Raw genomic sequence first — 16,130 nt, 5'->3', positions numbered from 1 at the left:
GGGGATTTTTTGTTGTTCTTTCTGTTATTAAAAATGTTAAAAATAAGCAGGTTGCGTCACTTGTGATCGTTTGTTTATATTCAAGTGAGAAGTCGGTTCAACATTAGTGGGGTATCAGCTCGGATTAACACCCCAACGGTTAGCCGTCTTTTCTATTTTGTTCAGGAAAAAAATTGTAATCCTTTGACGTGATTGCTATGATGGGAGTGGACTTTTTTTAAAAAGCAGGTGGATGCCCATGCTATTGGTGATGGATGTCGGTAATACCCATATCGTGCTGGGGTTGTATCAAGGAGAGAAAATGATCGACCACTGGCGTATCCACACAAACCGCCATTTTACGGAAGATGAATATGGGATGACGTTAAAAAATTTGTTCCAGCATGTAGGGGTGAAGTTGGAAGAGGTAAACGGGGTAGCGATATGCTCCGTTGTGCCTCCTTTGACACGGGTGCTAAAAATGCTGGTGCAGAAATATTTCCGAATCACACCCCTGATCGTTGGGCCAGGGGTGAAAACGGGGCTCAATATCAAATACGAATCACCGCGCGAAGTGGGAGCGGATCGAATCGCCAACGCCGTGGCCGCCATCAATCGATATGGAACACCGGTGATTGTGGTTGATTTCGGAACTGCAACCACCTTCTGTTTTATCGATGAACGGGGTCACTATATTGGAGGAGCGATCACCCCAGGGATTCATGTGTCAACGGAAGCTTTGTACCAACGCGCCTCCCAATTGACGCGGGTGGAGATCATCAACCCTGGGAGCGTAGTTGGCCGTAACACCGTGAAAGCGGTGCAGGCCGGTGTCTTCTACGGATATGTCGGCGTCGTTGACGGCATTGTCTCCCGCATGAAACGGGAGCTCTCACAACCGCCGACAGTGGTGGCGACAGGGGGATTGGCGGAGCTGATCAGTGGGGAAACAAGCACGATTGATCAATTAGATCCCTTGTTAACCTTGGCCGGTCTCAAATTGATCTATGAGCGGAATCAATGAGAATAGATCACTCCGTTCCCAAGTCTCACACTGCAACTGTTTGAGCAACAGCGAGTTTTGTCTGCTTCCGCACTTGACGGCTGAAGTGGACAATTCCCTTCTTCTTTGCAAACAACAAGAGCACGCAGATTCAAAAACTCCTTTCCATCATTCGGATAATCAACCGATTCTGAAAAAGAAGCGAGAGGCAAACAGGGTTGAAATGGAGGAAAATGTTGATGACAAAATCGCATGATTACGCCGTCAGGGTGACGGCGATGAACGGACAGGTGCGTGGATTCGCTGCAGTCACAACGCAACTGGTAGGGGAGATGCAGCGGAGGCATCACACATGGCCGGTAGTAAGTGCGGCTCTGGGTCGTACGGCGACGTTTGGGGCGATGATGGGCATGATGCTAAAAAATGATTCCGATCGGCTGACGATCCAAGTGCAAGGGGACGGTCCAATTGGCCAGGTGGTGGTGGATGCCGATTCCCATGGTCATGTGCGGGGATATGTCTCCAATCCCGCCGTCGATCTGCCGCTCAATGCCAAGGGGAAGCTGGATGTAGCAAAAGCCGTCGGCGCTGGTACTCTCAACGTGGTAAAGGACTTAGGCTTAAAAGAACCCTACCGTGGTAGTGTCCGTCTTATCTCCGGAGAGTTGGGGGAGGATTTTACCTACTACCTGACATCATCAGAACAAATCCCGTCTGCAGTGGGAGTGGGTGTGTTGGTGGAGCGGGATGCGTCCATTCTGGTTTCCGGCGGATTTATCATCCAGTTGATGCCTGAAACCGAGGAGGCTATTATTAGCCGGCTGGAGGAGCAAATCGCCCATATGCCACCAGTGACCAAGTTGTTGGAGAAGGGGGCGTCTCCTGAAGATTTATTGTCCCGCATCTTGGGAGACGATATGACCGTCAATGCGCGTCTACCCCTCTCCTTTCAGTGTGAATGCTCCAAAGAGCGGATTTACAACACCTTGATCAGCTTGGGACCGGATGAAATCACCAATATTATCCACGAACAAGGGAAGGCGGAAGTGATCTGCCATTTTTGTAACGAGACTTACCATATTTCCAAAGAAGAGCTGGAAACATTGTTGGAAGAAGCGAAGGGATAATGCTTTCGAAGCTATTGACCAATTACCGATGAAAGGGAGACGGAAAGCGGGACCCAGGCCCACTTGATCATGAGAGGCTAACGCTTTCGAAAAGCAATCCGCGGTCGAATCAAAAGGATGTTAGTAGATAACGTCCTTTTGATCATGCTGCGGTTTTTTATTTTTAAAAGCAAAAACGCCTTCCCCTAATGAAAAATTTGAATTGACAAAAACCGAGTGGATTGGTAGGATAAAAACCAGAAAACCCTACTAAAACGGTTAGTCTTGAAAGGAGCTCATTGATCATGCGTGTGGCTGATAATATTTTGCAACTGATCGGGCAAACCCCAGTTGTAAAGCTGAACCGGATTGTGGGCAAGAGTGATGCGGATGTCTATTTAAAATTGGAGTTTTTTAATCCCGGTAGCAGTGTAAAAGACCGGATTGCGCTCAGCATGATTGAAGATGCGGAAGAAAAGGGAATCTTAAAGCCTGGTTCGACGATTGTGGAGCCGACCAGTGGTAACACCGGAATCGGACTTGCTATGGTGGCTGCAGCCAAGGGTTACCGCGCCTTGTTGGTGATGCCGGACACAATGAGCCTGGAGAGGCGCAACCTGTTACGCGCTTATGGGGCAGAGCTGGTTCTCACTCCCGGTGCGGAAGGGATGAAAGGGGCGATCGCCAAAGCGGAAGAGATCGCCAAGGAAAACCCCGATTACTTTATGCCGCAACAATTTAAGAACGAAGCCAACGTCAAAATTCACCGTGAGACCACCGGGCCGGAGTTGCTGGAACAGTTGGACGGCCAGATCGATGCCCTTATCTCCGGGATCGGCACAGGTGGAACCATCACTGGTGCAGGCCGGGTGCTGAAGGATCACAACCCGGATACTCGTATTGTTGCGGTTGAACCTTCCGCCTCCCCGGTACTTTCTGGTGGGAAACCCGGCCCCCACAAAATCCAGGGAATCGGTGCCGGTTTTGCTCCTGCTATTTTGGATACGGAAATTTATGATGAAATTATCACCGTCGACAACGAGGAAGCTTTTGAATGGTCTCGCCGTTTAGCCAAAGAAGAGGGTATTCTTGGCGGGATATCCTCCGGTGCCGCTGTATCCGCCGCGATTCAAGTGGCTCGCCGTCTAGGAGCGGGTAAACGCGTCGTTGCAGTCATCCCCAGCAACGGTGAGCGTTATCTCACCACTGCCCTGTTTAACTTTGAAGAGTAAGCGTGGCAGCAATTGATAATGCGATCGTGGGATTGATGCTCCGATCTCCGTTTTTGTACCTCTCCATAAACAGAAAAACCAGCTCCTCGAACGTGGGAGCTGGTTTTTCTGTTTGCCTCACCCTTGAATTGATTGACTGCGGACTCCCTGATCCTCTAATCTTTCTTCTTCAGCAAAATTGTTGTAAACTGATGGGAGAACTTCACCGGAACTTGTCCAAGGGCAAGTAGTCCAATGATGGAGCAGGTAAGCCGAGCGGAGAAGAGAGGAGACGAGATCAGCATGATATTGGTAATCGATAACTATGATAGTTTTACCTATAACCTGGTACAGTATTTAGGCGAACTGGGGGAAACGGTAGAAGTGTTTCGCAACGACCGCATCACCCTAGAGGAGATTGCGCAGAGACAGCCCGAAGCACTTCTGATTTCCCCTGGACCGGGCAATCCTGATGAGGCGGGAATCAGTCTGGCCGTCGTGCAGCGGTTTGCAGGTTCCATTCCCATCCTGGGCGTCTGCTTGGGACACCAGACGATCGCCCAAGCCTTTGGCGGCAGAATTGTGCGAGCACCACGCTTGATGCATGGCAAAACATCCCCGGTACACCATGATTCCCGCACCTTGTTTCGGGGATTGCCCTCCCCGTTGACAGTGAATCGCTATCACTCGCTGATTGTGGATCGCAACCATTTTCCCGATTGCTTGGAAATCAGCGCTGAAACGGACGAGGGAGAGATTATGGCTCTGCGTCACCGCCAGTTGCCGCTGGAAGGGGTGCAGTTTCATCCGGAATCGATCCTGACGGAAGAGGGAAAGCCGATGCTGGCTCGCTTTTTGGAGAGCTATCGTCCCCATGCACCCATCGTTTCAACATCGATCTGAAGGAGCTTTTGTATGATGACACTGCACACAACTGAAATTGGCCACAAGCCGCTACAGGTGGGGCCGTATTCGTTACCACTACATGAGCGTACGCTGGTGATGGGGATTTTAAATGTCACTCCTGATTCCTTTTCCGATGGCGGCCGCTATGACCGGATCGAGCAGGCGCTGGCCCATGCCCGGGAAATGGTGGCTGCGGGGGCGGATATCATTGATGTGGGTGGTGAATCCACCCGTCCACAAGCGACACTAGTCTCCCAGGAGGAGGAGTTGTCGCGGGTGATTCCCATCATCGAGGCGCTGGCACCAACGATCGATCGCCCGCTCTCGATTGATACCTATAAGGCGGAAGTGGCCTGGCAGGCGATTCAGGCGGGGGCGCACATGATCAATGATGTGTGGGGCTTTAAAAAAGATCCCGATATGGCACAAGTGGCGGCGGAGCTAGATGTGCCAGTGATTTTGATGCACAATCGGGAACATCCCGTCTACACCGACCTGATCGCCGACATTCGACGCGATCTGCTGGAGAGTGTAGCCATCGCCCAGGCCGCTGGTGTAAAAGCGGAGCGCATCATTTTGGACCCCGGCATTGGATTTGCCAAAAGTTATGAAGAAAATTTGCAAGTGATGGCGCAGCTGGAGTCAATCGTTGACCTCGGCTATCCGGTGTTGTTAGGTACCAGTCGCAAATCGATGGTGGGGATCGCTCTCGACCTGCCTGTGGACGAGCGAGTGGAGGGGACGGGAGCGACGGTTACCTTGGGCATCGCCAAGGGTTGTGGCATTGTCCGTGTCCACGATGTTCGCGCCATGGTACGGGTGGCCCGGATGACCGATGCCATGGTGCGGGCACGGGTTTAAGGAGGCGTTTCCTTGGATACCATCTTTTTTGAAAGCATCGCTTTTTACGCATATCATGGCGCATTTGCCGAGGAAAACAAGCTGGGGCAACGCTTCCTCGTCGACCTGGAGCTGAAACTGGATCTGGCTCCCGCTGCGGCCACTGATGATTTGGAGAAAACCATCAACTATGCTGAGGTATATCAAGCGGTAAAAACGGAAGTGGAGGATCAAACGCATACTTTGGTAGAAACGGTGGCGGAGCGGGTAGCTGCCCGGTTACTGTCCGATTTTCCACTATTGCAGGAAGTGCGGGTAAAGGTGACCAAACCGGATCCACCCATTCCGGGGCATTACCGCGCCGTTGGCGTCGATATCCGCCGGGGACGTTCATGATTCGGCGGGCGTATATCGGCTTAGGTACCAACTTGGGCCAACGGAAGACCAATTTAAAAGAAGCGTTGATCCATCTCGATCGGCATGAGCAAATGGAAGTGGCACAGGTTTCCGGTATCTATGAAACGGCTCCCGTCGGCCTGTTGGAGCAGCCCGATTTTCTCAATGTATGTGCCGAGGTGAGAACATCCCTCTCCCCGCGGGAATTGTTGGAGGCGATGTTGCAGGTGGAGCGAAAGCTCCATCGTGTACGAACGATCCGCTGGGGTCCGCGCACGATCGATTTGGACTTATTGTTGCTGGATCATGAAGTAATTAGTGAACCCCAGTTGACCGTTCCCCATCCGCGCATGACGGAGCGAGCGTTTGTGCTGATCCCGCTGGCGGAGATCGCCCTGGATGTTGTGATTCCGCCGACAGGCAGGACGGTAGGAGAGTGGCTGCAAGTGTTGGGCGATAAGGAAGGAGTTCGGCTCCATCCCCACCAATGGGGGCCGGATCTTGCGATTGCGAAAAAAGGAGGGGTGAAAAAAACATGAAACTAAAAATCGGTCCGGTGGAAACGAACAACAATGTGGTACTAGCTCCGATGGCCGGGGTGTGTAATCCCGCTTTCCGCCTGATTGCCAAAGAATTTGGCTGTGGCTTGGTCTGTGCCGAGATGGTGAGCGACCGCGCTATCTTGAGCGGCAACCGGCGCACTCAGCAGATGCTGTTGGTGGATGAGCGGGAAAAACCGTTAAGCCTACAAATCGTCGGCGGGGATAAGGAAACTTTGGTGGAAGCGGCCAAGATCGTCGATCAGCAGACCAACGCCGACATTATCGATATCAACATGGGTTGCCCCGTACCCAAAGTGACCAAATGTGAGGCGGGGGCACGCCTGTTGCTCGATCCTGATAAAATCGAGGAGATCGTTTCCGCTGTCGTGGCTGCCGTCAGCAAACCGGTGACGGTGAAGATGCGGATCGGGTGGGATGACGAGCATATCTATGCGGTGCAAAATGCGCAGGCGGTGGAGCGCGCTGGTGGTCAGGCCGTCGCCGTCCATGGACGCACCCGTGTACAGATGTATACCGGCAAAGCGGATTGGGACATTATCCGCCAGGTGAAGGAAGCCGTCGGTATCCCGGTGATCGGCAACGGCGATGTCACTAGCCCGGAGGACGCTGAGCGGATGTTGGCCACCACCGGCTGTGACGGGGTGATGATTGGACGGGCGGCATTGGGCAACCCGTGGATGTTGTACCGAACCATCCATTACCTGACCAACGGCGAACTGTTGCCGGAACCGGCTCCACGGGAAAAGATCGAGATCGCCCTTTTGCATATGGACCGGTTGATCCGTTTGCGCGGGGAAGAGGTAGCCGTCCGCGAGATGCGCAAACATGCCACCTGGTATCTGCGCGGCATGCGCGGGGCGGCCAAGGTGAAAGATGAAGTCAACCGCCAGGTTACCCGTGACGGCATGGCGGCGGTATTGCTGGGATTTGTGGATGAGTGGGAGACCCGTCAGCAAAAACAGGAGCGGGATATGCCGGCTTGATTGTAAATATGACGATCAGAGACTAGCCCTGTTTCTTTCAGAGACTAGCCTTGTTGATGATACGAGCAATTTATAGTTACAGAGGGGATTTTTGTGAGCGAAGGGCATTTGTTGCTGAGAATTGGTACAAGTGCCCATGCGCTAAATCGTATCAAGAACAACTTTTTGCAACGGGGCACGAATAGACAAGCAAGACCGTGGAACGGAGTGATCGTGGATCATGAGTGATGAAGCGCGCATAGAAGCGCAATCGGAAGAACAACACGAGCTGTTGCGAATCCGGCGAGAAAAAATGGACACCCTGCGTGAGCGGGGGATCGATCCCTTTGGACAAAAATATACGCGCACCCATACGGCTCGTGCGATCTTGGAGGCTTTTGACGCTTTTTCCAAAGAGGAGATTGAACAAAAAAATCAACCCGTGGTTATTGCAGGACGGCTCGTGGCGAAGCGAAAACAGGGGAAAGCTTCCTTTGCTCACCTGCAGGACCAGAGTGGCCGCATTCAGATCTATGTCCGCAAGGATCAGGTGGGAGAAGAACAATACGAAACCTTTACCACCGCCGATCTGGGTGACTGGTTTGGAGTAGCGGGCAAGGTGTTTAAAACCAACCGCGGCGAAACCAGCGTAAAGGTGGAAGGTCTTACCTTTCTGTCCAAATCGCTGCGCCCGTTGCCGGAGAAGTTCCACGGCCTCAAAGATGTGGAGCTGCGGTACCGCAAACGGTATCTGGACCTGATTATGAATCCCGATGTAAAGGACACCTTTGTCACCCGCAGTCGCATTATCAGCACCATGCGCCGTTGGCTGGACGAGCAGGGGTATCTGGAGGTGGAGACGCCGACGCTTCACACCATCCCTGGCGGTGCAACCGCCCGTCCTTTTATTACCCACCACAATGCGCTTGATCGGGAGCTGTATATGCGGATTGCGATTGAGCTTCATCTGAAGCGGCTGATTGTGGGCGGGATTGAAAAGGTATACGAGATCGGCCGCGTCTATCGCAATGAAGGGATCTCCACTCGCCATAATCCGGAGTTTACCATGATGGAGCTGTATGAAGCTTACGCCGATTTTGAGGACGTCATGGATTTGACGGAGCGTATGATCACCCATGCCGCCCAGGAAGTAAAAGGCACCACTACCCTCGCTTACGGCGACCATGTGGTAGAACTGGGACAACCCTGGGCGCGCAAGCATATGGTGGATCTGGTGAAGGAAGCGACCGGGGTTGATTTTTGGCGGGAGATGCGAGATGAAGAAGCCCGCGCCCTCGCCAAGGAACATGGTGTTGATGTGAAAGAGACGATGACCTTCGGCCATGTGGTCAACGAATTTTTTGAGCAAAAGGTGGAAGAACAACTGATTCAGCCTACTTTTGTCTATGGCCACCCAGTGGCGATTTCGCCGTTGGCCAAAAAGAACAGCGACGATCCCCGCTTTACGGACCGCTTTGAGCTGTTTATCGTCGGTCGGGAGCATGCCAATGCCTTTACTGAACTGAATGATCCCATCGACCAACGGGAGCGGTTTGAAGCTCAGGTAAAAGAGAAGGCCCAAGGGAACGATGAAGCGCATCCCATGGATGAAGACTTTCTGGAAGCGCTGGAATATGGGATGCCTCCTACTGGCGGTCTCGGAGTGGGCATAGACCGTTTGGTGATGTTGTTTACCGATAGCCCCTCCATCCGCGATGTCCTGTTGTTTCCGGTAATGCGGGATCAAGGGTGAAAAATGGCATCGATGATATCGATCGAAAAAACGCCCCTCGCAACAGTTGCGGGGGGATTTTTTCGACAGCGATAGAAAAATCAGCGGGGTTGAGGGGGGAATGCGGGTGATCGTCGATGGGATACTCGCCTTCTTCATGACCGGTGGATTGATCGGTTACCTGGGGTTGGAGGGAAGGGCGAGTCGGCGGGTGCGACGCGTGTTCCTGTCCATCTCCTTGGCCGGTGTAATCTTAGGGATTCTATGGTCTCCTCGTTTTTTATATTATGTGTTGGTTACAACGCTTTGTGGGGGCATTATTACATACTCCCGCATTGTCGGTTATAAAGAGGAAAGCGATACTGAAGAGATTCGTAGAAGAAAAATGATGTGACAGGGACTTATTTTTTCCAAATGATATCTGATATAAAAACAACCCGTGGGGGATCGCAAACCCCACGGGTTAACTTTTTATTTATATAACGCTTCCAGCTCATCCACCAATGTGCCGACATAGGCCACTGCCTGCCGAATCGGCTCGTCGGTGGACATATCGACACCGACATGATTTAGCAGCTCTTGCGGTTTCATGGTGCCGCCTGCTTTTAGAGCTTGCAGCCATTTGTCCACAGCCGGCTGCCCCTCTTGTTTAATCTTTTGCGATACCAGGGTGGAGACGGTTAACCCAGCGGAGTAGGTATAGGGATATAAGCCCATGTAGTAATGAGGCTGGCGCATCCAGGTTAAGCTTGCTCCTTCATCGATTTCGGTATGTTCACCCCAAAACTCGGTCAACACGTTCCGCTTCTGTTCACTGAGAGTGACTGCGGTCAAGGCAGCCCCTTGCTCAGCCAATTGATACACCCGGCGTTGATATTCACCCTCCAGCAGATGGGTGACAAAATTATGGTAGTAGGTGCCCATCAGCTGATTGATTACCCAGCGCTTCATCTTAGGATCATTCGTTTTCGCAAAAAGGTGTTGAGCTAGCAGCATTTCGTTCATGGTAGAGGGAGCTTCTACAAAATAGAGCGACGGTCGCACATTCATGACGCGTTGATGGTGATTGGCCAGATAAAAATGTCCGGCATGGCCCAATTCATGCGCCAGAGTAAAGGCGTCCCGCATCGTATCCGTCCAAGTGATCAAGATATAGGGATGGCTGCCGTAGGGGCTGGAACAGAATGCGCCGGTTGATTTGCCGATATTATCCGCTTGATCCACCCATCGCTCCGATAGCGCCGTTTCCATGATTTGTGAATATTCCGGCCCCATCACCTTTAAAGCTTCAAGGATGATTTCACTCGCGTCTGCAAATGAGGTTTTAGGGCTAAAATCCTGGTCCAGCGGAACTTTTAAATCGCAGAAACGCATCTGTTCCAGTCCGAGCACCTTTTTCTTTAGATCCGCATATTTACGCATATGAGGGGCCAGCTCATTTTTAATGACGTCCAGCTGGTTGTGATACATTTCTAAGGTTACCTGCTGCGGTTGCAGCAACATATGGGTGACCGATTCATACTTGCGCAGGCGGGACAGCGTGACCTGTCGCTTCACTTCCGTTTCATAGGTGGCGGCAAAGGTGTTTTTGTATTGTTGCAGCGTCGATACAAACGAATCATACGCTTTTCTGCGAATGTCGGTATCGGGGAAAAACTCATATCGGCCTTCAAATAGGGCAAAAGAGTTTGAAAGTGAGTTGCCCTCCTGATCGGTGATCGGATCAAACTGCATATCGGCCAGCTTCGCCATATTGTAAATTTTATAGGGAGCGTCGTGTACTTCCCCCAATGCAGCCAAGGCTTCCTCTGTTTGCGGCAAAAGCTGGTGTGGCTTCAATTCCAAGATCTCGGTCAGCATTTTCCGAAAAGGCTCCAACCCTTTTTCCGCTGATAGATAGGAGTGAATGTCCGCTTCGGGGAGTGCCAAAATTTCGGATTGAATAAAGGACAGCTCGGCGTTCATCTTAGCTTGTAACGTTGCCACCCGGGAGGAATCGGCTTGATTGACCGGGTCTGTCAGGTCTCCTGTTTTTTTGAGATGAGAATAAGTTGCGGCCTGTATAAAGCGGATCCAAACCTTTTCCCGTGCCTCTAAGCAAGCGAGCAGCGTTTTTGCTCCTTTATGCAGCTTCCCTTTAAAGACTGTGATTTCAGCGATGCCCTGCTCAATCGCCGTCAATTCCGCTTCCCAGTCCTCGCGCGAGGGAAATAGATCCTCCAGTTTCCAGGTAAGTTCTGTCGGCACTTCGGCCCGTGTCCATCTTTTTTCAACTGTTTTTTCCACGAAGTCCCCTCCCCAAATGAAATATTTCGTCTTTCTAATCAATTATACAAGATCAGAACTAAGGAGGGAATCACCGTGATAAACTAGTGCCCATCAACAAAGGTTGTTCGGGCGTTCGGGAGTGGACTTCCGCCTTCGCTTCATGACTCCAAAGCACAAGTCTCGCCTCGGTCACCTGGGTCTCGCTTTGCACTCCAGAGCACAAGTCTCTCCTTGGTCACTTCGTTCCTGGGTCACGCTATGCGTGGCTCGAGTCGCACAGAAGGAAATCCATCATGATGGAAGCGATGACCACTAAGGGGAACGACTCATCTCTCCGAAATGGGCTTATCCATAAGTTGTTCCCGCTTTACCTCCCGCAACCGATCGGGGAAATCGGTACAGATGGCATCTACGTCCCAGTCCAGTAGTCGGCGCATTTTCTTTTTTTGGTTGACCGTGTAGGCGTGGATACGCAACCCTTCGCGATGGGCGCGACGAATATCCTCCCGCTCCATGCGGCGATGGTGAAAGCCGATTCCGTCCGCATAGGTGGCGATGCGTTGCAACCCTCCGCGGGAGAGGGACCCCGCCTGACGATAGTGGATCAGCTGGATGAGGGTGAGTTCGGGGTGTTTTTGATGGATTTGTTTGAGAACGGCGGGATCAAAGGATTGGATGATCACCTGCTCTGGTGATTGGGTTTGAAGCAATTGGTGACGAGACAATGTTGCCAACACCTGATCCGCTGTGTTTGTCGGTAGCCCTTCTTTGATCTCAATACAATAGCGGCCCTCTGTTCCCAGTGAATGCAACACTTCATCCAAGGTGGGGATACGGGCATCCTGATAATCAATGCGGTGTTGAGGATGTTTATTTTTAAACCATGCACCGGCATCCAACCGTTTCAGCTGGGCACGATCGTGTTCCCGCACCTTGCCGTGGCCATCGGTGGTGCGATCAAGAGTGCTGTCATGGATCGTCATCAGCTCCCCGTCTCGTGACTGCTGCACATCCAATTCAACCCGATCCGCCCCCATGCGGACGGCAAGGCGAAAGGCGGACAGCGTCGACTCTGGTGCATGCCCCGAGGCACCCCGATGGGCGATGTTTTCCACCGAGGCGGCGGGGGAGGGATAAATGGCACGAGCATCTGCAACTCCAAAATGTCCCCATCCTGTTTGCGCGGCCAGCAACCCTGCCGCCACCCAGGTTATCGCTTTGATTCCCCATGAAATCAGCGGTTTCCCATTCGTCGTCATCATCCCTTTTCCTCCCGGTACATCGATCACATCTCGCTTAGGATGCACGGGAAGGTTTTGTTTATGTGGCAAAAGGATGTAGAAAAAGGATGGCAGCCATCGCTGTCGAAACAAAATAGTGGAAATATTAAAAGAGAGATGTTGATAAAAGCACGCTGATAAACCCAAGATGGGAGGGTAGGGTAATATTGGACAAATCCCGAAGGGGTGTCCAATTGTGTAACCGCCAAATAAACCACCAAAAAAGGAGCGATCATATGGGTCCGTTTCAACAGCGCATCATTTTGTGGGTGTCGGTCTTATCGTTGCTTTTTGCGCTTGCGCTGCCCGGAGTCGCCGCTGCAGGAAAACCCCCTCATCCCGGTGACAAGCAGGTGGATGTCGGTCGCGATGGAATGGTGGTGACAGCGACAGCAGAAGCGTCTAAAGTGGGAGCCGATGTATTGCGCAAAGGCGGCAATGCCGTCGATGCCGCCGTGGCCATCCAATTTGCCCTGCAGGTGTCGGAGCCGATGATGTCTGGCATCGGTGGGGGTGGTTTTATGATGGTTTACGAGAAAAAGACAGATCAGGTGACCATCGTCGACAGTCGCGAACGGGCACCGGCAGGGGCGACGCCGGATATGTTTTTGGATGAGAACGGCAGAATTATTCCTTTTGCGGAGCGATCCACTCACGGCAATGCTATCGGTGTGCCCGGCACTCTGATGGGGTTGGAGACAGCATTGCAAAAATGGGGCACCCAGCCGCTGGCTGAGCTGATTCAACCTTCGATCACGATGGCGGAAAAAGGGGTGCGCGTCAACGGTGTCCTAGCGCGGGCGATTCAGGATCACCAGGAGAAGCTCTCCCGCTCTGAGGCCAAGGATGTCTTCCTTCCTGGGGGAGAGCCGCTACAAGCCGGGGATAAACTGGTGCAAAAAGATTTAGCCCAAACCTTCCGCACCATCCAAACAAACGGCGCACACGCTTTTTATCAGGGTGAAGTCGGTGAAGCGATCACCGCTACCGTACAGGAGTACGGCGGAACTATGACAGCAGAAGATTTAGCCGACTACCGCCTGACGATCGATGAGCCGGTGCGCGGCCGCTTTCAGGGTTACGAGATTGTGACCATGCCCCCACCCAGCTCCGGCGGGATTACGGTTCTACAGATCCTCAATAAGCTGGAACAGCGGGATATCGGCCAATACGATGTTCGCTCTCCGGAAAAATATCATCTTTTCGCTGAAGCTAGTCGTCTCGCCTATGCGGATCGCGGTGCCTATATTGGGGATCCAGAGTTTGTGGATGTACCGCAACAAGGGATGCTCAACCCCGACTATCTGTCGGAGCGGGCAACCCAGATCGAGCTGGAGCGGGCTAATCCTGAAGTCAAACCGGGCAACCCATGGCAATTCCAACAGAGTTCTTTCGCAGGAGAACCATCAGTGCAATCCGATGATCGTCCCATCGGCGAAACCACCCATTTTACCGTGGCGGATCGCTGGGGCAATGTCGTCTCCTACACTACTACGATTGAGCAGCTTTTTGGCACCGGCATTATGGCAGAAGGGACCGGCATCATGCTAAACAATGAGCTCACCGATTTTGACGCCCGTCCCGGCGGTCCCAATGAAGTGCAACCGGGAAAGCGCCCCATGAGCTCCATGACCCCGACCTTAGTCTTTAAGGACGGCAAACCAGTGATGGCCCTCGGTTCTCCAGGCGGCGCCACCATCATCGCCTCTGTCGCTCAGACGATATTAAATGTATTGGTATACGACATGGATCTAAAAGAAGCAATCGAGGAGCCGCGCATCTACACCAATGCCTATCCCAACATCCGCTGGGAAGTGGGCATCCCCGCCGCGGTCCGCGCGGACTTGGAAGCCCGAGGCCACCGTTTTGACGCCGCTCCACAGGAGATCGGCAACGTCAACGCAATCTGGATCGAGCCCAAAACCGGCCGCTACTACGGTGCAGCCGACTCCAGCAGGGAAGGCACGGCGATTGGGATTGGTGGGAAGTGAAGGGGCGGAATACTCGTATAAAATGAAAGCAAGCATATACAATTAAAAGGCACGAATCCGTGTCACCGGGTCCGTGTTTCTAGGGTTAGTTCTTAGTTTAAGTCCGGTCCCCGGTGCAGCGGGTATCGGACTTCTTACGTCTTTGCCGCTGTTGCAACTAATGGGCTAACGCTCTTGAAGCAGGCGATTCGGCTGAAGAAAAGTTGAAGCAAATAGGGTCGCCGGGCTATGTCCAACGATTGCTGTTATCTACTTCATTGATGAAGATTTCTTATTTACATTTCCTAAACCATTCTCGTAACGGTTGAGCGATCAAGTCCGGGCACAACCCTTCACCATATTCGTAAAAGCGGCGATATAAGTTGCGAAAGATATGGTCGACACGATCTTTCTCCATCTTTATTCGATCAGGTACAGGTTTCCAATTCGTTCGACTCTTACAAATAAGAACGACATGATCGCCCCAATCCACAAATTGAATTTCACGTTCGGTTCCTTGCTCATAAAAGTCTAAAACAAAATCATAGTCTCCAGCATCAAGCTTACCCAAGATATCTGGCAGTTCCTCAATAACGCCCGGAAGATCATACCTGCAATCAACACACCAATCATTAGACCCAAATCCATAAGCGATAAAGTCGATTTCATCTGTCTCATGAAAGATTTCGCAGATATCAAATATGACTGATCGTCCATCATCCAGTTTTTCATCGTATAGTTTTCTAATGGTTGTTCTTTTTACTGTATGAATGGGCTTTTTCAGCTTAAGCTCCATATGGAATTCCATTGTAATCCCCCTAGGGTGATGAGAAAGGATTGTTTGGTTGGGTGTATTTATACGAGAATCGATACCTGGAGGAGTGGGAAGTGAAGGAGGTAAACGATATAAAGAAACGATTCTGGCAAACTTGAAAAGCAGTTAATCGGTATAAGGTTGAATTCGCTCCCGCAAGCGTTGGAACTATTGCTTTCCTTACTAGGACTTATCTGCGTTCGGTTTAGTACGCAAAAGGCAACACTGATACCTCAATTCATAAAAAGGTACCGGTGTTACTCTTTATTGAACTTAATGCTGCTAAAGTGGGGAATTACCCCCTCTTCTAAACAGAAGTACGACTAAATCCACTAGCTCAATACTTGCAAGATATTATCCGCTTTTCTCCATAAGATAGCGAACTTTTTTGTTTCAAGGTTGGATATTCCCTGCACAAATGATTGTTTCTATATTTATACTGAGTTGGTGCAGGATTCATCGCCATCGTTTATAATATTTCTGTGGAAAAAGTTTCCCTTAAGTGATGTTTGGATTAAATGAATGGGTCATACATAAATCATTGGAGATTTTGTAGTCAGAATAGGGGGCATAGTACCACTATTTTAATTCCGAGAAAAGGAGAGGTGGCATTTGCTGATTCAAAACAGAAGAAAAGCACTTTACATTTCTTCTCTTCTATTCGTTTCGATCCTGTTGATCGTGTTGCTTTTTTTTCGCTTTTACCAATTATTCACGATTGAAGGGGACAGTATGAGCCCTGCCCTGCAGGATGGGCAAGCGTATTGGGTGGAAAGGGGACCGATGGAACCGCGGCGAGGGGATATTGTTATCTTTTACAACCAAGAAGACGACTTCAATCATGTGAAAAGGGTGGTTGCTCTGGCTGATGAACGCATCCAAATAAAAGAGAGCCGGGTGCTGGTGAATGGAAAACCGTTGGATGAACCTTACCTGGCATCTGATGCCACAACGACAGACTTCGGCCCGGTTACGGTTCCACAAGGGGAAGTGTTTGTATTGGGGGATAATCGCGAACAAAGCCTGGACAGTCGGCAGTTAGGAACAGTGTCGATTATGGATATTCGCGGGAGAATGTTAAATCCAGAGAGGTAGGGGGC

General features: G+C 51.4%; 15 protein-coding genes. 12 read left to right on the top strand and 3 right to left on the bottom strand.

Features of this window, described 5'->3' with window-relative positions; translation table 11 throughout:
* The first annotated feature begins 238 nt into the window (after positions 1–238).
* The 10 genes from C8J48_RS16800 to C8J48_RS16755 all read left to right on the top strand — a co-directional run bounded on the left by C8J48_RS16800 (position 239) and on the right by C8J48_RS16755 (position 9,092).
* The gene (locus C8J48_RS16800; protein ID WP_107728420.1) at positions 239–1,003 is read left to right on the top strand and encodes a type III pantothenate kinase; all 765 of its coding nucleotides are present in this window, start codon (positions 239–241) and stop codon (positions 1,001–1,003) included.
* A gap of 218 nt (positions 1,004–1,221) precedes the next feature.
* On the top strand, positions 1,222–2,109 hold the full coding sequence (gene hslO, locus C8J48_RS16795; RefSeq protein ID WP_107728419.1) for an Hsp33 family molecular chaperone HslO: 888 nt from the start codon (positions 1,222–1,224) through the stop codon (positions 2,107–2,109).
* 284 nt (positions 2,110–2,393) lie between these two features.
* Positions 2,394–3,320, top strand: coding sequence for a cysteine synthase A (gene cysK / locus C8J48_RS16790; protein WP_211316682.1), 927 nt, complete (start codon positions 2,394–2,396; stop codon positions 3,318–3,320).
* A 282-nt stretch (positions 3,321–3,602) separates the two neighbouring features.
* A complete protein-coding gene (locus C8J48_RS16785; RefSeq protein ID WP_107728418.1) occupies positions 3,603–4,202 on the top strand; it encodes an anthranilate synthase component II in 600 nt (199 codons plus the stop codon).
* A 15-nt stretch (positions 4,203–4,217) separates the two neighbouring features.
* Positions 4,218–5,066, top strand: a complete 849-nt coding sequence (folP, locus tag C8J48_RS16780; protein ID WP_170105658.1) for a dihydropteroate synthase — start codon at positions 4,218–4,220, stop codon at positions 5,064–5,066.
* A 12-nt stretch (positions 5,067–5,078) separates the two neighbouring features.
* The gene (gene folB / locus C8J48_RS16775) at positions 5,079–5,441 is read left to right on the top strand and encodes a dihydroneopterin aldolase (RefSeq protein ID WP_107728416.1); all 363 of its coding nucleotides are present in this window, start codon (positions 5,079–5,081) and stop codon (positions 5,439–5,441) included.
* Positions 5,438–5,980: a 2-amino-4-hydroxy-6-hydroxymethyldihydropteridine diphosphokinase gene (gene folK / locus C8J48_RS16770; protein WP_425430487.1), complete on the top strand. Its 543-nt coding sequence runs from the start codon at positions 5,438–5,440 to the stop codon at positions 5,978–5,980. The genes folB and folK overlap by 4 nt, the downstream gene beginning before the upstream one ends.
* Positions 5,977–6,987, top strand: coding sequence for a tRNA dihydrouridine synthase DusB (dusB, locus tag C8J48_RS16765; RefSeq protein WP_107728415.1), 1,011 nt, complete (start codon positions 5,977–5,979; stop codon positions 6,985–6,987). The genes folK and dusB overlap by 4 nt, the downstream gene beginning before the upstream one ends.
* A 220-nt stretch (positions 6,988–7,207) precedes the next feature.
* Complete coding sequence (lysS, locus tag C8J48_RS16760; protein ID WP_107728414.1) at positions 7,208–8,719, top strand: lysine--tRNA ligase; 1,512 nt, start codon at positions 7,208–7,210, stop codon at positions 8,717–8,719.
* A 106-nt stretch (positions 8,720–8,825) separates the two neighbouring features.
* Entirely contained in the window at positions 8,826–9,092 is a 267-nt protein-coding gene (locus C8J48_RS16755; protein WP_107728413.1) for a hypothetical protein, read from the top strand.
* Between the two features lie 77 nt (positions 9,093–9,169).
* On the opposite strand, the gene pepF is transcribed toward C8J48_RS16755, so the two are convergent.
* On the bottom strand, positions 9,170–10,984 hold the full coding sequence (pepF, locus tag C8J48_RS16750) for an oligoendopeptidase F (protein ID WP_107728412.1): 1,815 nt from the start codon (positions 10,982–10,984) through the stop codon (positions 9,170–9,172).
* 308 nt (positions 10,985–11,292) lie between these two features.
* Positions 11,293–12,228 carry a glycerophosphodiester phosphodiesterase gene (locus tag C8J48_RS16745; protein WP_107728411.1) on the bottom strand — a complete coding sequence of 312 codons (936 nt, stop codon included), beginning with the start codon at positions 12,226–12,228 and terminating at the stop codon, positions 11,293–11,295.
* 254 nt (positions 12,229–12,482) lie between these two features.
* On the opposite strand from C8J48_RS16745, the gene ggt reads away from it, so the two are divergent.
* Positions 12,483–14,237: a gamma-glutamyltransferase gene (ggt, locus tag C8J48_RS16740; RefSeq protein ID WP_107728410.1), complete on the top strand. Its 1,755-nt coding sequence runs from the start codon at positions 12,483–12,485 to the stop codon at positions 14,235–14,237.
* 271 nt (positions 14,238–14,508) lie between these two features.
* Here the strand turns inward: ggt and C8J48_RS16735 are convergent, their stop codons facing one another.
* Positions 14,509–15,024: a hypothetical protein gene (locus tag C8J48_RS16735; protein WP_107728409.1), complete on the bottom strand. Its 516-nt coding sequence runs from the start codon at positions 15,022–15,024 to the stop codon at positions 14,509–14,511.
* A gap of 618 nt (positions 15,025–15,642) precedes the next feature.
* Between C8J48_RS16735 and lepB the strand changes: the two genes are divergently transcribed.
* Entirely contained in the window at positions 15,643–16,125 is a 483-nt protein-coding gene (gene lepB / locus C8J48_RS16730; RefSeq protein ID WP_107728408.1) for a signal peptidase I, read from the top strand.
* The last annotated feature ends 5 nt before the right edge of the window (positions 16,126–16,130 follow it).

Origin of the sequence: Desmospora activa DSM 45169, from assembly GCF_003046315.1 — a bacterium.
GTDB classification, from domain to species: Bacteria; Bacillota; Bacilli; order Thermoactinomycetales; family DSM-45169; genus Desmospora; species Desmospora activa.
This window is presented reverse-complemented; position numbering and strand designations above follow the sequence as displayed.